We start from the raw sequence: 21,041 nt of genomic DNA on the forward strand, positions 1-21,041 counted from the left end.
GGGCGCTCAGACCATCACAATGCGACTGCGCAGCGTCGTGCGGGAGGAGCGCCCGAGCTGGCGAAGCAGCCGTGTCTCCGCCCGCTTGACGTCCGGCCGATAGCCGCCGACCTGCCGGTAGTGCTCCCTGGCGATCAGCAGACCCTGGTCGCCGAGCGGTCCCACCACCGCACGAGCGACCGAACGGAGGCGGTCCCGCAGGCTGACGACGGCATAGGGGGAGCGGGCGTAGCGGAACACGCCGGCGAGGGGCCGGCCCGCGGCCCCGACGCTCTGGACGAACTGCATGGTCTCGTCGATCCAGCCGGGATCGAGCACGGCGCCCGCCGGCAGAAACATCAGCCACGGCGCCCGCGCGCGGGCGGCGCCGGCGGCCAGGGCCGCGGCATGGGAGCCCTCGAACTTCAGGAAGTGGCAGCCGGCGACATCGGCGACGCGCTCGATCACGCTCGGATCCGCCGAGCGGTCGACGAGCAGCACTTCGGTGACGACGCCGGCCGCCGCACCCGGCACCAGCGCGGACAAGGTGGCCACGGCGGTCTGCTCGACCCCATCAGTCGGGATGATCACGCTCAGCATGAACCTGGCATCTTTGTTGGCAGTCCCTCCGGTTCCCTTGTTATCATCTTGTCATGGTCAAATCAGCCCGCTGCACTGCGGAATTTTGCAGCAGGCCCCGGGAACGCCGTTCGGGCAATGCACGATGGGTGAACTCGGCCTCGCCGGAACCTCCAGACGTGTCAATCCGCCGCCTGGGCCGGCGTCGTCCCGCCTGCGCTGTTTGGCCAGATCCAGTCGCGGACCTCCGGCATGTCCTCGCCATGCTCGCGCACGTAGCGCGCATGCGCGATCAGCGCGTCGCGGAAGCTCTGCTTCACCTGGGCGGCCGAGACGCTGAGCCCGGGCACGCGCTCGATCACCTCGATCGCGAGATGGAAACGATCGAGTTCGTTCAGCACGACCATGTCGAACGGCGTCGTTGTGGTGCCTTCCTCGATGAAGCCGCGCACATGCATGCCGGCATGGTTGGCGCGGCTGTAGGTCAGGCGATGGATCAGGTGCGGATAGCCGTGATAGGCGAAGATCACCGGCTTGCTGGTCGTGAACAGGCTGTCGAAGTCGCGGTCGCTGAGGCCATGCGGATGCTCGGTGTCGGGCTGCAGGGTCATGAGATCGACGACGTTGACGACGCGGATCCTCAAGTCTGGGAGCGCCCTGCGCAGCAGGTCGACCGCCGCCAGTGTCTCGATCGTCGGAATGTCGCCGGCGCAGGCCATCACGACATCCGGCTCCGCGCCGCCGCGCTCGGTGCCGGCCCACGGCCAGATGCCGATGCCGGCGTCGCAATGCACGGCCGCTTCCGGCATCGAGAGCCATTGCGGCGACGGCTGCTTGCCGGCGACGATGACGTTGATGCGATTGTAGGTGCGCAGGCAGTGGTCTGATATCCACAACAGCGTATTCGCATCGGGCGGAAAGTAGATGCGGACGATGTCGGCCTTCTTGTTGGCGACAAGGTCGACGAAGCCGGGGTCCTGGTGGCTGAAGCCGTTATGGTCCTGCCGCCACACATGCGAGGTGAGGAGATAATTCAGCGAGGCGATCGGTCGCCGCCATGGCAGATGGCGCGATACTTTCAGCCATTTGGCGTGCTGATTGAACATCGAATCGATGATGTGGATGAAGGCCTCGTAGCAGGAGAACACGCCATGGCGGCCCGTGAGCAGATAGCCTTCGAGCCAGCCCTGGCAGAGATGCTCGCTCAACACCTCCATGACACGGCCATTATGCGCGAGATGGACATCATAGGGCTCGATGCCTTCCATCCAGACTCGTTCGGTGACCTCGAACACTGCGTCGAGCCGGTTCGAGGCGGTCTCGTCCGGGCCCATGATGCGGAAGTTCTTATGATCCGCGTTCAGCGTGATCACCTCGCGCAGAAACTTGCCGAGCTCGCGCGTTGCCTCGGCGATGGTCTCGCCCGGTGAGCGCACCTCGACCGCAAAGGCGCGATAGTCCGGCAGCTTCAGCTCGCGCTTGAGCAGCCCGCCATTGGCATGCGGATTGGCGCCCATGCGCCGCCGGCCCTTGGGCGCGAGCGCCTGCAGCTCCGGCACGAGCCGGCCCTGCGCGTCGAACAGCGTCTCCGGCTGATAGCTCTTCATCCAGGCTTCGAGCAAAGCGAGATGCTCCGGCTTGCCGCGCGGATTGGCGATCGGGACCTGATGGGCGCGCCAGAAGCCTTCGACCTTGAGGCCGTCGACCTCCTTCGGTCCGGTCCAGCCCTTCGGGCTGCGCAGGATGATCATCGGCCAGCGCGGGCGCTGGATCGCCGCATCCGGCTGGCGCGCGTTCTGCCGGATCGAGCGGATGCTCGCGAGCGCCACGTCGAGCGCGTCCGCCATCTGCCGGTGCATCGCCTCGGGCTCGTCGCCTGCGACGAACAGCGGCGCGTAGCCGTAGCCCTCGAACAGGCACTTGATCTCGGCGTCGCCCATGCGGCCGAGCACGGTCGGGTTGGCGATCTTGTAGCCGTTGAGATGCAGGATCGGCAGCACCGCGCCGTCATGCGCCGGGTTCAGGAACTTGTTCGAATGCCAGGATGCGGCGAGCGGACCAGTCTCGGCTTCGCCGTCGCCGACGACGCAGGCGACGATCAGGTCGGGATTGTCGAACGCTGCGCCATAGGCATGGACCAGGGCGTAGCCGAGCTCGCCGCCTTCGTGGATCGAGCCCGGCGTCTCCGGCGCCGCGTGGCTCGGAATGCCGCCGGGGAAGGAGAACTGCCGGAACAGCTTGCGCAAGCCATCCACATCGCGCGTGATGTCCGGATAGAACTCGGTGTAGCTGCCTTCGAGATAGGTGTTGGCGACCATGCCCGGGCCGCCATGGCCTGGGCCGCAGACATAGATCACGTCGAGATCCTGGGCGGCGATGGCGCGGTTGAGGTGAGCGTAGATGAAGTTCAGCCCGGGCGTGGTGCCCCAATGGCCGAGCAGGCGCGGCTTGATGTGCTCGGGCTTCAGCGGCTCGCGCAGCAGCGGGTTGTCGAGCAAATAGATCTGGCCCACCGAGAGATAGTTGGCGGCGCGCCAGTAGCGGTCGAGCAGATCGAGATCGTCGGCTGGGCTGGTGGGGTGGGGAGAACTCTGCATGGGACCTCGCTTGCCTTCCGCTTCGCGCCTGCGGGAGCGTACAGGAGAGTAGCGCAGCACCATCCCGTTCCAGCGCGTCCTGAGGATAGAACGGGAATGTGATGGCTGACCTTGCGCGCGCTCAGATCCGCGTCTGAGCCTTCGTTCTATTTTATTCTTGTTATGTTCTCATTTTGTGCTATGTCTTGGCCATGAGCCGAGCATCTTCACATGCCCTCAAGCGCCCACCGGTCCAGGTGCCCTCCGAGCCGGTGGGCGCGCCTTCCTCAGGTCCTCAGGACCTTCCCGAACTCGCGGTTGCCATCGAACGGGGCCGGCGCCGCGGCCGGGGTGCACAATCCAATGCGAGCGGCCGCTACGAGGCGGAGGCTCGTGTTGTCTTCGACGACGGCTGGCAGAGCCTCGAGGAACTGCCGCCGTTCAAGACCACGGTCGCGACCGACACCTCGCGCAAGGTCATCACCCGCAACGACTCGCCGGACATCGGCTTTGATCGCTCGATCAATCCGTATCGGGGCTGCGAGCATGGCTGCGTCTACTGCTTCGCGCGGCCGACCCACGCCTTTCTCGGCCTGTCGCCGGGGCTCGATTTCGAATCCAAGCTGTTCGTGAAGCCCGACGCGCCGGCGCTCCTGGAGAAGGAGCTGGCGGCCAGCGGCTATGAGCCGCGGATGATCGCGATCGGCACCAACACTGATCCGTATCAGCCGATCGAGCGCGAGCGGAAGATCATGCGCGGCATCCTCGAGGTGCTGGAGAAGGTTGGCCATCCCGTCGGGATCGTGACCAAGTCGGCGCTGGTGATGCGTGATGCCGACATCCTGGCGCGGATGGCCAAGAAGAACTTGGCGAAGGTCGCGATATCAGTGACCACGCTGGATCCGAAGCTGGCGCGGACCATGGAGCCGCGGGCGTCGACGCCCTCGAAGCGACTTGAAGCATTGCAGGCGCTGTCGAAGGCCGGCATTCCAACGACGGTCATGGTGGCGCCGGTCATCCCGGCGCTCAACGACAGCGAGATCGAGCGCATCCTCGATGCCGCCGCCCATGCCGGCGTGAAGGAAGCCGCTTATGTCCTGCTGCGGCTGCCGCTGGAGGTGCGCGATCTGTTCCGCGAATGGCTGCTCGAGCATTATCCGGACCGCTACCGCCACGTCTTCACGCTCATCCGCGACATGCGCGGCGGCCGCGACTACGATTCGCAATGGGGAACGCGGATGAAGGGCACGGGGCCGATGGCCTGGATGATCGGCCGTCGGTTCGAGATCGCCTGCGAAAAGCTCGGGTTGAACAAGCGACGGACCAAGCTGACGACGGATCATTTCGTGCGGCCGAAGGGCGGCGGGCAGCAGTTGAGTTTATTCTAAGCGTCGAAGCGGGCGTCCACGATCTGCTTGCAGCGCAAGGGACGAAGCGATAGTTAGCCGGTGCCTGTCACTGGAGACTATCTGCATCTGGCGGTTGCGGTCGAAAACGCAGGAACTACCCGGTGGTTGGAAAGAGGGGCAAGCCGTCGAGCCGCCTGCCTCTACCAATCCCGCCGGGTCAAGGAGTATGGCCGGCGGGCCTTGAATAGCGGGGAATTGAGCGGGATCCCAGGTTGCGTCGGCGGCGACCGATCCGCAGGATGCCCGTCATGATTCGGAATCAGGCCAACAAGCCGGGCAGGGCGAAAGCGGCCACTGCCGCAAGGAAGAGCCCTCTGACGAAAAGTGCGGCCAAGCCGGCCGCGGCGAGCGGGGCTGGCGCCAAGCTCGGCAAGGGCGTCATTGCGGTGGCGCTGCCGAGCTTTCGGCGCGAGCGGGCGCTGCTCAAGCAGGGCATCTGGCCGGTCGCCGGCTGCGATGAGGCAGGCCGCGGTCCGCTCGCAGGCCCTGTGGTGGCGGCCGCCGTCATTCTCGATCCCAACCGCATCCCGAAAGGCCTCGACGATTCGAAGCGCCTGAGCGCCGAGCAGCGCGAGGCGCTGTTCGACAAGATCTGTAAGACTTCGGCGTTCGCTGTCGCGTACGCCTCGCCGACGCGAATCGATCGCGACAACATTCTGCGGGCGTCGCTGTGGGCGCTGTCGCGGGCGGTGAGAGCCCTGCCTGAGGCGCCGAAGCATGTGTTCGTGGACGGCCGCGACCGCATCGACGTCGACTGCAACTGTGAGGCCGTGATCGGCGGCGATGGGCTGGTGATGTCGATCGCCGCGGCCTCGATCGTCGCCAAGGTGACGCGCGATCGCCTGATGTGCGCGCTGGCGCAGGATTGTCCTGGTTACGGCTTCGAGCAGCACAAGGGCTATGCGGTGCCCGAGCATCTCGCCGCGCTCGATCGTCTGGGTCCATCGGTCCATCACCGCAGCCTGTTCGCGCCGGTGGTCGCGGCCCGTCGCAAGCATCAGCCCTGGACCGACGTGCCCGAGCCCGACCTGTTCGCAGAGGTGACCGTGGTGACCTCGACGGAAATCTCGCTGGAAGCCTGATGCTGGTTGCCTCGACCGCGCCGCGGTCTTAAAGCTTGAGAGAGCCAACCAGCACGAATTGTCACTCCTCGCAGCGGGGGCGGTCCTGTGCGCCTCGTGCGGTATCGATTGCGGGCGTCGGACAGCGCTGCGGATGAGGGACGGTCCGGCCGGCCTCCTCGACGTCCCAACGATCCAGCCAAGCGATCCAGCCGTTCATGCGTTTCACGTCACTGGTTGTCGAACTGATCCGCGCCAGACCGCGGCTGGTCGTCGTCATCGTGGTGCTGTGCCAGGCCCTGATGTGGCTCGGCACAGCCGTGCTGTTCTACCGCAGCCCGCCCGGCCAGCTCGCCATCAGCATCGCCTTCGGACGCGAATATCAGGTCGGCACCGACCTCGGACCGCCGCTGTCGTTCTGGCTGGCGGACATCGCCTATCGCGTCGCCGGCAATCATCTTTTCGGCGTCTATCTGCTGGCCGTGCTGTGCTCGGCGCTCAGCCTCTGGGTCGTCTATCTGTTGTCGCGCACGATCGTCGGCGGCCAGCAGGCGGTGCTGGCGGTGCTGCTGACCATGACGATCACGGCCTTCGGCGCGCCAACCCTCGAGTTCGGACCCGAGGTGCTGGCGCGGCCGCTCTGGGCGCTGCTGCTTCTGCACAGCTGGCGAATCCTCGGACAAGGCCGGCGCAATGCCTGGTTCGCCTGGTCGATCGAGGCCGGCCTGCTGCTGCTGACCACGCCGGCGGCCGCCGGCCTGCTGTTGCTGATCGCCGGTTTTGCCATCTCGACCGCGCAGGGCCGTCGCGTGCTGCGCTCGTTCGATCCGCTGTTCGCGCTGCTCGTGGTGCTGGCGCTGGCTCTGCCCTATCTGATCTTCGTGGTGCGCTCCGACAGCGTCGGCCTTCCGGCGCTGCCCATTCTCGCCGAGCTCTCGGCGCGCGGCTGGCTCTGGCTGGCGTTGGCCGGCGGGCTGCTTTTGGCGCTTTCGGCGGTGCTGCTGCTCGTGCTGCTCGACGCCGGCTGGATCAGCCACGGCGAGACCGATGCGCCCATCATCTATCGCCGGTCCGTTCCGCCTCTTGCCCGCGACTTCGTCTATTGCTTCGCTATCGCGCCGGCCTTGGCCAGCAGTCTCATCTCCGGCCTGTTTGGGCTTCCCACCTTGCTGGGCGGGACTGCCGTCACGCTGACCTTGGTCGGCCTCGCTCTGGTGGTCGCCTCGGGCGACCTGATCTATCTGCGCCGGCAGCGGCTGCTGCGCATGGTCTGGGCGGCGGCGGTCGCCGCGCCCGCTTTGCTCGTCGCCGGCGGCGCCGTGGTGAAGCCCCTGCTCGGTGATGGCGAGGTCGCGACGTCGATGCCGGCGCGCGACATCTCCCGTTTCTTCGTCGAAAGTTTTGAGCGCCGCACCAATCAAAGGCTGCAGGCGGTTGCCGGCGATCCGCAACTCGCCAGCCTCGTCGCGCTCGGCCGCCGCCGCGCGCATCTCTTCCTCGACGCCATGCCGCAGCGGACGCCGTGGATCACGCCGGCCAGATTCGCCGAGTCCGGCGGCATCGTCGTCTGGCGCGCCTCCGACACCGCCGGCACCCCGCCGCCTGAGCTGACCCGCCGCTTCCCCGGCCTGATCCCCGAGGTGCCGCGCGGATTCGACTGGCTGATCAACGGCCGCCAGCCCGTACTGCGCATCGGCTGGGCGATCGTGCGGCCGAAGGGGTCGTAGGGCTCTCAGAAGGCCCCTTTTGGCAAAAAACGTCGCGCTCACCGCGTTCTCCGTCCTTGCGAGGAGCGAAGCGACGAAGCAATCCAGAGTCCCGCCCACCACTCTGGATTGCTTCGCTTCGCCGCTTCGTTCGCAATGACGGAGGCCGGGCGTCTAGACCGCGAGCACCGTTGCGATCGCGCGCAGATCCTGCCAGGACAGCCGCTTGTAGGAGGGCGAGCGCAGCAGATAGGCCGGGTGGAAGGTCGCGATCGCGCGGATGGTGCGCTTGCCGGTGTCGTAGTCGCGCCACTTGCCGCGCGTGCGCATGATGCCCTCGGTGGTGCCGAGCAGCGCCTGGGTCGAGGGGTTGCCGAGCGTCACCAGCACGTCGGGATCGACCAGCTCGATCTGGCGTCGGATGAAGGGCAGGCAGATCTGCGTCTCCTGCGGAGTCGGCGTGCGGTTGCCCGGCGGCCGCCACGGGATGACGTTGGCGATGTAGACCTTCGTGCGATCGAGCCCGATGGCGCCGATCATGCGGTCGAGCAGTTTTCCCGAGCGGCCGACGAAGGGCAGCCCCTCGATGTCCTCGTCGCGCCCCGGCGCCTCGCCCACCAGCATGACGCGCGCCTCCGGGTTGCCGTCGGCGAACACCAGCCGCGACGCCGTCTGTTTCAGCGCGCAGCCGTCGAACGTCTCCAGGAGCTCGCGGAGCGCCTGCAGCGTCGGCGCCGTCCGGGCCGACTCGCGCGCCGAGGCGATGGCAGCGTCGGGCGCGGGCGGCGGTTCTCCGCGCGGCGAAATGATCGCGGGTGCGGGCGACCGGCCCGGCTGCGGCGCGGCCTGGCGGGCGGCAGCGGCGACGGGCGCCGGCGCCGCGTCCGGCTCCACCAGCCGGTTGATCGGATCATCGGCGAGCGCGCAATCGACCCCGGCCTCCAGATAGAAGGCGAGCAGCTGCCGGACGTCGGGGAGGGGCTCGGGATTCATCATGTTCGATCGCGGCGACAGTGTACGCCGCCCCGGCGCATGGCGGAATGCATTTACGTGGTTGTCCTGCCCCGAAAAATCGGAAACAAGAGCTTGGAATAACCCAAGAATGGGACGGAACGCCCTAGTGTTCCGGTGAAGGCCTTCGCTCCCCTCTCAGGACCACGCCCCGGCGAAGCGCGGACGCCCCTCGGAACTCTAGTTAAGTCATTGTTGCCATTGCAGCTCTTCGGGTTTGACCTTTGCTTGCGCCAGGGGGCGGCAGGGGCCACATCCAGCTGCACCAGCCGGCCTTGAGATCGAGAGAATGAGCACCGAAGAATTACCTCCGCGCGAATCCATGGAGTTTGACGTCGTCATCGTCGGCGCCGGCCCGTCGGGCCTGACCGCTGCGATCCGGCTGAAACAGCTCAATGCCGACCTCAACGTGGTCGTGGTCGAGAAGGGCTCCGAGGTCGGCGCGCACATCCTGTCGGGTGCGGTGATCGACCCGGTTGCGCTCGACAAGCTCATTCCCGACTGGCGCACGGACGACGACTGCCCGCTGAAGACGCAGGTTCAGGAGGACAAGTTCTTCTGGATGACCGAAAGCGGCGCGATCAAGCTGCCGGGCTTCGCGATGCCGCCCTTCATGGACAATCATCATTGCTTCGTCGGCTCGCTCGGCAATGTCTGTCGCTGGCTGTCGCGCAAGGCCGAGGCGCTCGGCGTCGAGATCTATCCGGGCTTCGCCGCGACGGAAGTGCTGTATGACGAGCAGGGCGCGGTGCGCGGCATCGCCACCGGCGACATGGGCATCGGCAAGGACGGCAAGCCGAAGGCCTCGTTCACCCGCGGCATGGAGCTGCTCGGCAAGTACACGCTGTTCGCCGAGGGCGCGCGCGGCAGCCTGTCCAAGCAGCTGATTTCGAAGTTCGCGCTCGACGCCAAGAGCGAGCCGCCGAAATTCGGCATCGGCCTCAAGGAAGTCTGGCAGATCGATCCTGCCAAGCATCAGAAGGGCCTGATCCAGCATTCGTTCGGCTGGCCGCTCGATATGAAGACCGGCGGCGGCTCGTTCCTCTATCATTACGACGACAACCTCGTCGCGGTCGGGTTCGTCGTGCATCTGAACTACGACGATCCGTATCTGTCGCCGTTCGAGGAATTCCAGCGCTTCAAGACGCATCCCTCGATCAAGGGCGTGTTCGAGGGCGGCAAGCGGCTAGCCTATGGCGCGCGCGCGATCACCGAGGGCGGCTATCAGTCGGTGCCGCGGCTGTCGTTCGCCGGCGGCGTGCTGATCGGCTGCGCTGCGGGCTTCGTCAACGTGCCGCGCATCAAGGGCGTGCACAATGCGATGGGCAGCGCGATGCTCGCCGCCGAGCATCTCAACGCGGCGCTCGCCGCCGGCCGCGCCAATGACGAACTGGTCGAGTACGAGAATGCCTGGCGCTCCTCGCCGGTCGGCGAGGATCTGTTCAAGGTCCGCAACGTCAAGCCGCTGTGGTCGAAGTTCGGTACGGTGGTCGGCGTCATCCTCGGCGGCTTCGACATGTGGTGCAACACGCTCGGCTTCTCGCTGTTCGGCACCCAGTCGCACGCCAAGCCCGATCGCGCCACGCTCGATCCCGCCAAGGCGCATCAGCCGCGGCCGCCGATGAAGCCCGACGGCAAGCTGACCTTCGATCGCCTGTCCTCGGTGTTCCTGTCGAACACCAATCACGAGGAAGACCAGCCCGTGCATCTGAAGGTCGCCGACATGGCCCTGCAGAAGAACTCCGAGCACGACGTCTATGCCGGCCCGTCCAACCGGTACTGCCCGGCCGGCGTGTATGAGTGGGTCGAGGATGGCGCAAGTCCGCGCTTCGTGATCAACGCGCAGAACTGCGTCCACTGCAAGACCTGCGACGTCAAGGATCCCAATGGCAACATCACCTGGGTTCCTCCGGAAGGCGGCGGGGGCCCGAACTACGAGGCGATGTAAGCTCTTCTTCACGCACGTTTGCGTGAGGCGGTCGCCCCGTGAGGGGCGACCGGCCACGATACGGCCATCTTGGCGCGGTTTGTCGCAGGAGACCTTGGCCAAAGGGGCTTCCGGCTGACCCGAATATCCTGCAAATCCTTGCGGTTGGCCGCCAAACGCGGCATTGTCGGCGCATTGACGAGCGGCCGACCGGGTTCGAGTCCGATACGACCAATCCTTACCCAACAACCAGAGCGCACCGTGATGTTATTCATTCGCAATCGCTGGACCGCCATTGCCATTGCTGCCTTGCTGCTTCCCGGTACCGTCCTGGCTCAGACTCCGGATCATCCGGCGGACACCGCCACGAAGTTTCCGACCAACGTCGATCTGAAATCGCTCACCACCTCGGGCAGCTATCTCGCCGCCCGCCACGCCAGCGTCGAACGCGACGCGGCGTCGGCCGCAGCCTTCTACCGCTCCGCGCTGCGCAGCGATCCGAAGAACAACGAGCTGCTCGATCGCGCCTTCATCTCGTCGGTGGCCGACGGCGACATCGATGAAGCCGTGAAGCTCGCCGAGCGTGTGCTCTCCGTCGACAAGTCCAACCGCATCGCCCGCCTCGTGATGGGCGTGCAGGACATCAAGCAGAAGAAATACGCCTCCGCGCAGAACAACATCAATCAGTCGGTGCGCGGTCCGATCACCGATCTCGTCGCCACTCTGCTCTCGGCCTGGGCGACTGCCGGTGCGGGCGATTCCAAGGGCGCCGTGGCCAACATCGACAAGCTGACCGGTCCGGAATGGTATCCGCTGTTCAAGGATCTTCACGCCGGCATGATCCTGGAGCTCGCCGGCAAGGAGAAGGAAGCCGGCGCCCGCTTCGAGCGCGCCTACAAGCTCGACGATTCGATGCTGCGCATCACCGAGGCCTATGCGCACTGGCTGTCGCGCAACAAGGACGCGGCCTCCGCCACCGCGATCTATGAGGCCTTCGACAAGAAGCTCGCGCGTCATCCGCTGGTGCTGGAAGGCCTGCGCGACACCAAGGCCGGCAAGAAGCTGCCGCCGCTGGTCGATTCGCCGCAGGCCGGCGCCGCCGAGGCGCTGTACGGCATCGGCGCGACCTTGAGCCGCCGCGGCGGCGAGGACCTTGCGCTGGTCTATCTGCAGCTCGCGCTGCATTTGCAGCCGAACCATCCGCTGGCGCTGCTGTCGCTCGCCGACCTCTACGAGACGGTGAAGAAGCCGCAGATGGCGATCAAGGTCTATGAGCGGGTGCCGGCCAGTTCGCCGCTGAAGCGCAACGCGCAGATCCAGCTCGCCACCGATCTCGACAGCGCCGACCGCAGTGACGATGCGATCAAGATCCTCAAGGACGTGATCGCACAGGATCCGAAGGACCTCGAGGCCATCATGGCGCTTGGCAATATCGAGCGCGGCCGCAAGAAGTTCGCCGATTGCGCCAAGACCTACACGCTCGGCATCGATTCGCTGCCGGCGAACAACGACAAGGCGAACAGCGTCTATTACTACTATCGCGGCATCTGCCTTGAGCGCTCGAAGCAGTGGCCGAAGGCCGAGGCCGACATGCGCAAGGCGCTCGAGCTGCAGCCCGACCAGCCGCATGTGCTGAACTATCTCGGCTATTCCTGGATCGACCAGGGCATCAATCTCGACGAAGGCATGAAGATGATCAAGCGCGCCGTCGAGCAGCGTCCCGACGACGGCTACATCGTCGACTCGCTCGGCTGGGCCTATTTCCGCATCGGCAATTACGAGGAGGCGGTGAAGAACCTCGAGCGCGCGATCGATCTCAAGCCCGAGGATCCGACCATCAACGATCATCTCGGCGACGCCTATTGGAAGGTCGGCCGCAAGCTCGAAGCCAAGTTCCAATGGGCTCATGCCCGCGATCTGAAGCCGGAGCCCGAGGAGCTGCCGAAGATCGAGGCCAAGATCCAGAACGGCCTCACCGAGGATCCGGCGCCGGCCGCCGCGAGCGCCGACACCAAGGACGCGCCGGCCGACGCCAAGAAGGACGACGGCAAGGGCGGCTAGGTCGGTTCCGATCAGGATTGAAGCCATCACGGGCTCCTCGGCTTGCCGGGGAGCCCGGATTGATTTTGATGAAGGTGTGGTGCTGCCGGCCACGTTCGTTGCGGCCTCCGGCTGACGGCGTGAAGGCATCCACCACGGACTAATTAGGGGGCATTGCGCCGATGTTGGCGTCCACGGTCACCGGCGCGCTGCAGGAGCAGGGCCGCGCCAAGGTCAATCTCACGCTGCGCGTCGTCGGCCGCCGCGCCGACGGCTATCATGATCTCGAAAGCGTGGTGGCGTTCGCCGACTGCGCCGACCAGCTCACGCTGGCGCCGAGCCCGGAGCTCACGCTGACCACCACCGGGCCGCTGGCGGACGCGTGCGGCGACACTTCGGACAATCTCGTGCTCAAGGCGGCGCGCCTGCTCGCTGAGGCCGTTCCCGGCCTGACGCTCGGCGCCTTCACTCTGGAGAAGGTGCTGCCGGTGGCCGCCGGCATCGGCGGCGGCTCGGCCGACGCGGCGGCCGCGCTGCGGCTGCTGGCGAGGCTGAACGGTCTGTCCCTCGATGATCCGCGCCTGCAGGCGGTGGCGCTGAAGACCGGTGCCGACGTGCCGGTCTGCGTGCCCTCGCGCGCCTGCACCATGACCGGCGTCGGCGAGAACCTGCAGCCGCTGGCGTTGCCCGTCCTGCCGTGCGTGATGATCAACCCGCGCGTGCCGGTCGCGACCAAGGACGTGTTCCAGGCGCTCGGGCTGAAGCCGGGCGATCTGCTGGTCGGGGTGAGCGACGTGCTGGCGGCGCCAGCGTGGCCGAAGGCTGGCGCGTCGATTGGCGATTGGGTCGCGGCGCTCGACCAGGTGAAGAACGATCTCGAGCCCCCGGCGCTGAAGGTGCAGCCGATCATCGGTACCGTGCTCGATGCGCTGCGTGCGAGCAACGGAGTGCTGCTGGCGCGGATGTCCGGCTCCGGCGCGACGTGCTTTGCGATCTATGGCGGCGATGCTGATGCGAAGATCGCGGGTGCCGCGATCGCAGCGGCGCATCCCGAATGGTGGGTGCATGCGGGCACGCTGAGCTAACTAATTAATCGCCGCGAAACGACTATCCAATACAGCGCCCTCGCCCCTTGTGGGAGAGGGCATGTATGACAGATCAACGAGCTCGCTTGGGTGAGGGGTCTGTTTCCGCAAGCTCGGTGTTCGCGGAGAGATACCCCTCACCCAACCGAGCCCGTGGATGGTCCGGCGATGCCCTCTCCCACAAGGGGCGAGGGCGCATTCACCGGCACCGCGTGCGCGGGGGGCATGACAGCGTCAGTGGGGCAGGCATACGACCGCGAACTAATGCGACCGCGCCAGACAGAACGCCACGACCTGCTCCAGCGCGGTCTTCATCGGCGAGGCCGGGAACAGCGCGAGCGCATCCACGGCCATGGCGCCGTAATGATGCGCGCGGCTGATCGTGTCCTCGAGCGCGCGGTGCTTGTTCATCAGGCCGATGGCGTGATCGAGATCGCTGTCATTGATCTCGCCGCGCTCCAGCGACTTGATCCAGAACGCGCGCTCGCTGTCGCTGCCGCGGCGGAAGGCGAGCACCACGGGCAGCGTGATCTTGCCCTCGCGGAAATCGTCGCCGACATTCTTGCCGAGCTTGGCGGCCTTGCCGCCATAGTCGAGCACGTCGTCGACGAGCTGGAAGGCGATGCCGAGGTTCATGCCGAACGAGCGCGACGCGGTCTGCTCGGCCTTGGGGCGGTCGGCGAGCACGGGTCCGACCTCGCAGGCGGCGGCGAACAATTCCGCGGTCTTGCCGCGGATGACGGCGAGATATTCGTCCTCCGTCGTCGCGGTGTTCTTGGCGGCGGCGAGCTGCATCACCTCGCCCTCGGCGATGGTGGCGGCGGCCGCCGAGAGGATGTCGAGCGCGCGCAGCGAGCCGACCTCGACCATCATGCGGAACGCCTGTCCGAGCAGGAAGTCGCCGACCAGCACACTGGCCTCGTTGCCCCACAGCATGCGCGCGGACAATTTGCCGCGGCGCATTTCACTTTCATCAACCACGTCGTCATGCAGCAAAGTCGCGGTGTGCATGAACTCGACGGCAGCAGCGAGCTTGACGTGACCGTCGCCGGCATACTCGGTGAGATGCGCCATCGCGAGCGTCAGCATCGGGCGCAGCCGCTTGCCTCCCGAGGAGATCAGGTGGTTGGCGACCTCTGGAATCATCGTCACGTCGGAGCCGGTGCGCGACAGGATCGTGGCGTTGACTCGTTCCATGTCGGCTGTGACCAGCCCGACCAGCCCATCGATGGAGGCGCCCGATGGACTCTCGAAAGGTACGATAACCGCCACGCTTGTCTCCGATTTTGCTATGCTCGAAACGACAATAGAAACTGCGGCCGCGGGCGGCAAGGGCGGACACGGAACCTTGACCCGAGCCTTTGGAAGCCCTGCTTGACCCTGGCGCGCGTGGAGACATAACGATTGAAGGAATTGGTTCGGACCAACGATATCGTGCTGGTTTCAGCAATCGGAGCGCTGCTCGACGGCGCTGATATCCATCATCTCGTCCTCGACCAGAACATGAGCATCATAGAGGGCTCACTCGGCATCCTGCCGCGTCGAATCCTCGTGCATGAGGATGACAATCTGCAGGCCCGGCGGCTGCTCACCGAGGCCGGGCTGGCGCACGAACTGCGACCCGATGAGTGAGGCCGGCGCGACGTCGGAGGATGCCGTGCTCGGCGGCCGCCTGCGGCTGCGCCAGCCGACCTCGGGCCATCGCGCCGGTCATGACGCGATCCTGCTGGCGGCCGCGACGGCTGCGCGGGCAGGCGATCGTGTCGTCGATCTCGGCGCGGGCGTGGGGACGGCCGGGCTGGCGCTGGCGCGGCGTGTCGATGGTCTGGCGCTGATGCTGGTGGAGCGCGAGCCGCATCTTGCCGAGCTCGCGCGTGACAATGCGCGTGCGAATGATCTGCAGGCCGATGTCATCGCGCTGGACGTAACAAGCGAGGCCGCCGCGTTTGCCGCAGCAGGCCTCGGGTCCGACAGTGTTGACGTCGTGCTGATGAATCCGCCGTTCCATGATGCCGCGCGACACCGCGCCTCGCCCGACACTGCGCGTGCCGGCGCGCACATGGCGAAGGCGACCACGCTGGAGCTGTGGACGCATGCCGCGCGGCGAATGCTGAAATCCGGGGGCGCGCTGACCTTGATCTGGCGGGCCGATGGGCTGAGTGACGTCCTGGCAGCTTTGGCGCGCGGCTACGGCAGCCTGGCGCTGCAACCGGTGCATGGGCAGGCTGGAAAGCCTGCAATCCGTATCCTGGTGAGGGCCGTTAAGGGCGGGCGGGCGCCGACGCAGATCCTGCCCGGTGTGGTGCTCAATGAAGCGGCAGGTGTGCCGAATGACGAGGTTGTTCGGGTGCTGGAGGGGCAGGGGGCGCTGGCGCTGGCCGGCCCCCTGAACGGTTGATCGGGGTCCGACGTTATTGTGTCTGCGCCTCCGACCGGCGTTCGGTTACCGACGTGAAGTGGATGGCCGTCAAGAGAGTACCGATCAGCAGCATCAACAGGTAGACCTTCATGAATTCCTCCGCCGCACTCTGCAACTTGTTCAGCCGTGCAATTGCCCAGGCCATTGCAAGGCTTGTTCCAGCCTATTGAATGGCAGCGGCGCGATAAAAAGTGGTTAATCCGAGGTAACAGGATGGTGGACAAATTGACACAACCCAGCGATGCAGCGGGGCCTTTTGATCGGTTGAAGGCGCTGCTGCCGGCGCGGCTGCGCGGCGCGCCGGTGGTGCCCGTGGTCCGCCTGTCCGGCGTGATCGGCGCGGTCACGCCGCTGCGACCGGGGCTCACGCTGGCCGGTGTCGCCAAGATGCTCGAGCGCGCGTTCTCGATGCGCAACGCCAAGGCGGTGGCGCTGGTGATCAACTCGCCCGGCGGCTCGCCGGTGCAGTCTCGCCAGATCTATCTGCGCATCCGCCAGCTCGCCGCCGAGAAGAAGCTCCCGGTGCTCGTCTTCGTCGAGGATGTCGCGGCGTCCGGCGGCTACATGATCGCCTGCGCGGGCGACGAGATCTTTTGCGACCCGTCTTCGATCGTCGGCTCGATCGGCGTCGTCGGCGGCTCGTTCGGCCTGCAGGATCTGATCAAGAGGATCGGCATCGAGCGCAGGCTGTACACGGCCGGCGAGCACAAGGCGATGCTCGATCCCTTCCTGCCCGAGAATCCGGACGACGTGGCACGGCTGAAGAAGATCCAGCGCGAGATCCACGCGCTGTTCATCTCGCTGGTCAAGGAGAGCCGCACAAACCGGCTGAAGGGTGCCGACGATTTGCTGTTCACGGGCGAGTACTGGGCCGGCGATACCGCGGTGACGCTCGGCCTGGCGGATGCGATCGGCGACCTGCGCGCCGTGCTGCGCGCCCGGTTCGGGGACAAGGTCGCGATGCCCGTGGTGGCACCGGCTGGCGGCCTGCTGTCCGGCCTGCTCGGCCGCAAGTCCGCAGGCGCCGGCAGCCTGACCGCGCAAGGTTTGGGAATCGGCTGGTCGGGGCTCGCCGAGGAGCTGATCTCCGCGGCCGAAACCCGCGCCATCTGGGCCCGATTTGGCTTTTGAGCCCTCCCGCGCCATTTTGCCCCCTGCAATCCGGATTGCAGGGGGAACCGGGATCGGCGACAATGCGAGTCGGGGTGGCTTTCCTCATGAACAAGGATCGATCGATGCCGCCGTTCGTCGCTGTCGCGGGTATGCTGGGCGGGCTTGCCGCGGTTCGCTGGGCCTACAAGACCGCTCAGAAGATCAACCGCGAGCTCGAGGAGATGCGGCTGGCGCGTGCCGCCGAGGCCGCACAGCCCACCGAGATCAAGACCTTGCGCCGCGACCCCGTCACGGGCGCCTACCGGCCGGGCTGACGCCGCCCACTGCAATCGAAACGGCGGCCTCCGCCGCCGTTTTGTCCGCCCCTTTGCCTTGATTCCTGAGGTCCTCGCCGATACGGTCCGCGCGCTTTTCAGACCCGCGAAAGACCGATGCCGACGATGGATTCGCTGCCTCCGCATATGCGCCCCGAACGTTCGTTCCAGGGCTTCATCCTGGCCCTGCAACGCTTCTGGGCCGAACAGGGCTGCGTGATCCTGCAGCCCTACGACATGGAGATGGGCGCCGGCACCTTCCATCCCGCGACGACCTTGCGCGCGCTCGGGCCGAAGCCGTGGAATGCGGCCTACGTGCAGCCGTCGCGGCGGCCGAAGGACGGCCGCTACGGCGAGAATCCGAACCGGATGCAGCACTACTACCAGTTCCAGGTGATCATGAAGCCGTCGCCGCCGAACCTTCAGGAGCTGTACCTGAAGTCGCTCGGCGCGATCGGCATCGACGCCGCCGTGCACGACATCCGCTTCGTCGAGGACGATTGGGAAAGCCCGACGCTCGGCGCCTGGGGCCTCGGCTGGGAGTGCTGGTGCGACGGCATGGAGGTGTCGCAGTTCACCTATTTCCAGCAGGTCGCGGGCTTCGAATGCGCGCCGGTCGCGGGCGAACTGACCTACGGCCTCGAGCGCCTCGCGATGTACGTGCAGGGCGTCGACCGCGTCTACGACCTCAACTTCAACGGCCGCGACGGCGACGCCAAGGTCACCTATGGCGACGTCTTCCTGCAGGCCGAGCAGGAATATTCGCGGCACAATTTCGAGCACGCCGACACCGCGGTGCTGTTCGAGCAGTTCAAGATGGCCGAGAGCGCCTGCCGGAAGTATCTCGACGCCGGCTGGCGTGACGGCAACCGCAAAGAGCATCTGATGGCGCTGCCGGCCTACGATCAGTGCATCAAGGCCAGCCACGTCTTCAACCTGCTCGATGCCCGCGGCGTCATCTCCGTCACCGAGCGGCAGAGCTACATTTTGCGCGTGCGCGAATTGGCCAAGGCCTGCGGCGAGGCCTGGCTGCATACCGAAGCCGGAGGGGCATCATGAGCGAACCAGCGATCGGCGGCCGGACGCCGCTTCCCATCGAGGTCGAGGCGGGCAAGGACTATTGGTGGTGCACCTGCGGGAAATCCGCCAAGCAGCCGTTCTGTGACGGCAGCCATGCGGGCTCCTCCTTCGCGCCGATGCAATACACGGCCCCTGAAACCAAGAAGGCGTTCTTCTGCACATGCAAGCGCACCGCCAATGCGCCGCTGTGCGACGGAGCGCATTCGAAGCTGCCGGCGTGACGGTCGCCGCGGGATCTCCCGGAGATCCCGGCGCGGTTCACCCTGACGGTTCTCACAAGTGACGGCGAGTTGTCTCGCCGTGCTCCATCCTGTTTGCGCCTCACGTCGCGCCAAGAGCGGTTGCAATGCCCGATCTCCTTCTCGAACTGTTCTCCGAAGAAATCCCCGCGCGCATGCAGGCCAAGGCGGCCGACGATCTGCGCCGCATGGTGACCGACAAGCTCGTCGCCGAGGGCCTGGTCTACGAGGGCGCCAAGGCATTTGCGACGCCGCGCCGGCTGGCGCTGACTGTGCACGGCATCCCGGCGCGGCAGGCGGATCTGAAGGAAGAGCGCAAGGGGCCGCGCGTCGGCGGACCCGATGCGGCGATCCAGGGGTTTCTCAAGGCCACGGGTCTCGCCTCGCTCGAAGAGGCGACGATCCAGCGCGATCCGAAGAAGGGCGATTTCTACGTCGCGCTGATCGAGAAGCCCGGCCGCGCCACGCTCGACGTGCTCGCCGAGATGCTGCCGGTGATCGTGCGCACCTTCCCGTGGCCGAAGTCGATGCGCTGGGGCCAGCGCTCGGAGAAGCCGGGCGCGCTGAGCTGGGTGCGGCCGCTGCACGCGATCACCGCGACTTTCGGGCTGGAGACCGAGGAGCCCGATGTCATAAGCTTCGCCGTCGACGGCATCGAGGCCGGGCAGACCACCTATGGCCACCGCTTCCTGGCGCCATCGGCGTTCACCGTGCGCCGCTTCGAGGACTACGAAGCAAAACTGCTCGACGCCAAGGTCGTGCTCGACCCGCAGCGCCGCAAGGACACCATCGTCACCGACGCCAAGCAGCTCGCCTTCGCGCAGGGCTATGAGCTGGTCGAGGATCCCGTCCTGCTCGACGAGGTCGCGGGCCTGGTCGAATGGCCGGTCGTGCTGATGGGCTCGTTCGATCCGGAGTATCTGAAGGTCCCGGGCGAGGTGATCCGCGCCACCATCCGCAACAACCAGAAATGCTTCGTGGTCCGCGACCCCAAGACGGGCGGGCTGGCGCCAAAGTTCATCCTGACCGCCAACATCGAGGCGACCGACGGCGGCAAGACCATCATCGCCGGCAACGAGCGCGTCATCCGCGCGCGGCTGTCGGACGCGAAGTTCTTCTACGAGACGGACCTGAAGACCAAGCTCGAGGACCGGCTGCCGAAGTTCGAGCAGATCGTGTTCCACGAGAAGCTGGGCACGCAGGCCGCGCGCATCGCACGCATCGAGAAGCTCGCCGCCGAGATCGCGCCGATGGTCGGCGCCGACGCCGCGAAGACCGCGCGCGCGGCGAAGCTTGCGAAAGCCGATCTGCTGACGGAGGTCGTCGGCGAGTTTCCGGAAGTACAGGGCCTGATGGGCAAGTACTACGCGCTCGCCCAGGGCGAGGACGCCTCGGTCGCCGCCGCGTGCGAGGAGCACTACAAGCCGCAGGGTCCGGGTGATCGCGTGCCGGCCGACCCGGTGAGCGTGGCCGTGGCACTGGCGGACAAGCTCGATACGCTGGTCGGGTTCTGGGCCATCGACGAGAAGCCGACGGGCTCGAAGGATCCGTACGCGCTGAGGCGTGCAGCGCTGGGTGTGATCCGAATCATCTTGGAGAATGATCTCCGCGTTCATCTCGCCGATATCTGCGGGCCCGCGTTCTTCGATCTGGCGACGGCAATTCGCGCGCGCGAGGTCGGGAATGAAGTGGAGCAGGCGGAAAGTGGTGAAAAGCCTGGGTTAACTCGTTTTGTTGTGAGAGTGGATGCGCAAACGTTCGGCACGCGTAGCGTCCCAGTGAAAGTTGTCGATCTCATCTCGTTCTTCGCCGACCGTCTCAAAGTCCAGCTTCGCGAGCAAGGCGCGCGGCACGATCTTGTCGATGCCGTCTTCGCCACATCACCCTCCCCGTGGTGGAGATCGGATGCGGCGAGGAGCGGTGCAGGCAGGCTTGATCTCATCGAGGCAGCCGGCAGCGAAGAGGCCCTTGATCGTGAGCCGTCGCAGGAAGAGGAGATGAAAGACGATCTCCTGATGGTCGTGCGCCGCGTCGAGGCGCTCGGAAAATTCCTCGACAGCGACGACGGCAAGAACCTGCTCGCCGGCACCAAGCGCGCCTCCAACATCCTCGCGATCGAGGAGAAGAAGGACAAGCGCAAGTTCGACGGCGCGCCGGATGCGGCGCTCTACAAGCTCGACGAGGAGAAGGCGCTGGCCAGGGCGATCGGCGAGGTCGGCGCGGAAGCCGGCGCGGCCGTCGCCAAGGAGGATTTTGCCGCGGCGATGCGCGCGATGGCCAAGCTCCGCCCGGCGGTCGATGCGTTCTTCGACAAGGTCAAGGTCAACGACGATGACGCCGCGATCCGTGAGAACCGGCTGAAGCTGTTGAACGAGATCCGCAGCGCCACGCGCGCGGTGGCGGATTTCTCGAAGATCGAGGGCTGAGCGGCCCTTGATCGCTTCGCTGCGCTCGAGATGAAGGAGGGGGAGCGACATCCCCCGCTGTCATGCCCGCGCAGGCG

At 66.3% G+C, this 21,041-nt stretch carries 17 protein-coding genes; 13 read left to right on the top strand and 4 right to left on the bottom strand.

The genetic code is table 11. The annotated features are described in order from the left end of the window. Positions 1-6: 6 nt before the first annotated feature. Together BRADO_RS09465 and BRADO_RS09470 are read right to left on the bottom strand one after the other, a co-directional pair. A complete protein-coding gene (locus BRADO_RS09465; RefSeq protein ID WP_011925093.1) occupies positions 7-579 on the bottom strand; it encodes a glycosyl transferase in 573 nt (190 codons plus the stop codon). 161 nt (positions 580-740) lie between these two features. Further along, positions 741-3,155 carry a phosphoketolase gene (locus BRADO_RS09470; RefSeq protein ID WP_041756292.1) on the bottom strand — a complete coding sequence of 805 codons (2,415 nt, stop codon included), beginning with the start codon at positions 3,153-3,155 and terminating at the stop codon, positions 741-743. A gap of 191 nt (positions 3,156-3,346) precedes the next feature. Between BRADO_RS09470 and BRADO_RS09475 the strand changes: the two genes are divergently transcribed. The 3 genes from BRADO_RS09475 (at position 3,347) to BRADO_RS09485 (ending at position 7,331) form a co-directional block, all read left to right on the top strand. After that, positions 3,347-4,522 carry a PA0069 family radical SAM protein gene (locus BRADO_RS09475; protein WP_041756293.1) on the top strand — a complete coding sequence of 392 codons (1,176 nt, stop codon included), beginning with the start codon at positions 3,347-3,349 and terminating at the stop codon, positions 4,520-4,522. A 260-nt stretch (positions 4,523-4,782) separates the two neighbouring features. Beyond that, positions 4,783-5,625 carry a ribonuclease HII gene (locus BRADO_RS09480; RefSeq protein WP_041756294.1) on the top strand — a complete coding sequence of 281 codons (843 nt, stop codon included), beginning with the start codon at positions 4,783-4,785 and terminating at the stop codon, positions 5,623-5,625. 197 nt (positions 5,626-5,822) lie between these two features. Next, positions 5,823-7,331 (top strand): glycosyltransferase family 39 protein, encoded by a 1,509-nt coding sequence (locus BRADO_RS09485; RefSeq protein ID WP_011925097.1) that lies wholly within the window; start codon positions 5,823-5,825, stop codon positions 7,329-7,331. Positions 7,332-7,484: 153 nt separating this feature from the next. Here the strand turns inward: BRADO_RS09485 and BRADO_RS09490 are convergent, their stop codons facing one another. Continuing rightward, on the bottom strand, positions 7,485-8,303 hold the full coding sequence (locus tag BRADO_RS09490) for a uracil-DNA glycosylase family protein (RefSeq protein ID WP_041757397.1): 819 nt from the start codon (positions 8,301-8,303) through the stop codon (positions 7,485-7,487). Between the two features lie 307 nt (positions 8,304-8,610). Here BRADO_RS09490 and BRADO_RS09495 point away from each other — a divergent pair, with 307 nt between their 5' ends. The 3 genes from BRADO_RS09495 to BRADO_RS09505 all read left to right on the top strand — a co-directional run bounded on the left by BRADO_RS09495 (position 8,611) and on the right by BRADO_RS09505 (position 13,373). After that, positions 8,611-10,269, top strand: a complete 1,659-nt coding sequence (locus BRADO_RS09495) for an electron transfer flavoprotein-ubiquinone oxidoreductase (RefSeq protein ID WP_011925099.1) — start codon at positions 8,611-8,613, stop codon at positions 10,267-10,269. 243 nt (positions 10,270-10,512) lie between these two features. Further along, positions 10,513-12,309: a tetratricopeptide repeat protein gene (locus BRADO_RS09500; protein WP_085972787.1), complete on the top strand. Its 1,797-nt coding sequence runs from the start codon at positions 10,513-10,515 to the stop codon at positions 12,307-12,309. Positions 12,310-12,470: 161 nt separating this feature from the next. Then, positions 12,471-13,373 carry a 4-(cytidine 5'-diphospho)-2-C-methyl-D-erythritol kinase gene (locus BRADO_RS09505; RefSeq protein WP_011925101.1) on the top strand — a complete coding sequence of 301 codons (903 nt, stop codon included), beginning with the start codon at positions 12,471-12,473 and terminating at the stop codon, positions 13,371-13,373. 261 nt (positions 13,374-13,634) lie between these two features. On the opposite strand, the gene BRADO_RS09510 is transcribed toward BRADO_RS09505, so the two are convergent. Beyond that, positions 13,635-14,645, bottom strand: a complete 1,011-nt coding sequence (locus tag BRADO_RS09510; protein ID WP_011925102.1) for a polyprenyl synthetase family protein — start codon at positions 14,643-14,645, stop codon at positions 13,635-13,637. Positions 14,646-14,777: 132 nt separating this feature from the next. Here BRADO_RS09510 and BRADO_RS09515 point away from each other — a divergent pair, with 132 nt between their 5' ends. The 7 genes from BRADO_RS09515 (at position 14,778) to glyS (ending at position 20,964) form a co-directional block, all read left to right on the top strand. After that, positions 14,778-15,005, top strand: coding sequence for a DUF2007 domain-containing protein (locus BRADO_RS09515; RefSeq protein WP_011925103.1), 228 nt, complete (start codon positions 14,778-14,780; stop codon positions 15,003-15,005). Then, positions 14,998-15,771, top strand: coding sequence for a tRNA1(Val) (adenine(37)-N6)-methyltransferase (locus BRADO_RS09520; RefSeq protein WP_011925104.1), 774 nt, complete (start codon positions 14,998-15,000; stop codon positions 15,769-15,771). Before BRADO_RS09515 ends, BRADO_RS09520 begins: the two co-directional genes overlap by 8 nt. 234 nt (positions 15,772-16,005) lie before the next feature. After that, complete coding sequence (locus tag BRADO_RS09525) at positions 16,006-16,923, top strand: S49 family peptidase (protein ID WP_041756295.1); 918 nt, start codon at positions 16,006-16,008, stop codon at positions 16,921-16,923. A gap of 104 nt (positions 16,924-17,027) precedes the next feature. Further along, positions 17,028-17,219 (top strand): hypothetical protein, encoded by a 192-nt coding sequence (locus BRADO_RS09530; protein WP_011925107.1) that lies wholly within the window; start codon positions 17,028-17,030, stop codon positions 17,217-17,219. Positions 17,220-17,345: 126 nt separating this feature from the next. Continuing rightward, positions 17,346-18,278 (top strand): glycine--tRNA ligase subunit alpha, encoded by a 933-nt coding sequence (locus BRADO_RS09535; RefSeq protein ID WP_041757398.1) that lies wholly within the window; start codon positions 17,346-17,348, stop codon positions 18,276-18,278. Further along, entirely contained in the window at positions 18,275-18,520 is a 246-nt protein-coding gene (locus BRADO_RS09540; protein WP_008961216.1) for a CDGSH iron-sulfur domain-containing protein, read from the top strand. The genes BRADO_RS09535 and BRADO_RS09540 overlap by 4 nt, the downstream gene beginning before the upstream one ends. Before the next feature lie 125 nt (positions 18,521-18,645). Continuing rightward, positions 18,646-20,964: a glycine--tRNA ligase subunit beta gene (glyS, locus tag BRADO_RS09545; RefSeq protein ID WP_011925109.1), complete on the top strand. Its 2,319-nt coding sequence runs from the start codon at positions 18,646-18,648 to the stop codon at positions 20,962-20,964. The last annotated feature ends 77 nt before the right edge of the window (positions 20,965-21,041 follow it).

This window comes from Bradyrhizobium sp. ORS 278, assembly GCF_000026145.1.
Lineage (GTDB): Bacteria > Pseudomonadota > Alphaproteobacteria > Rhizobiales > Xanthobacteraceae > Bradyrhizobium.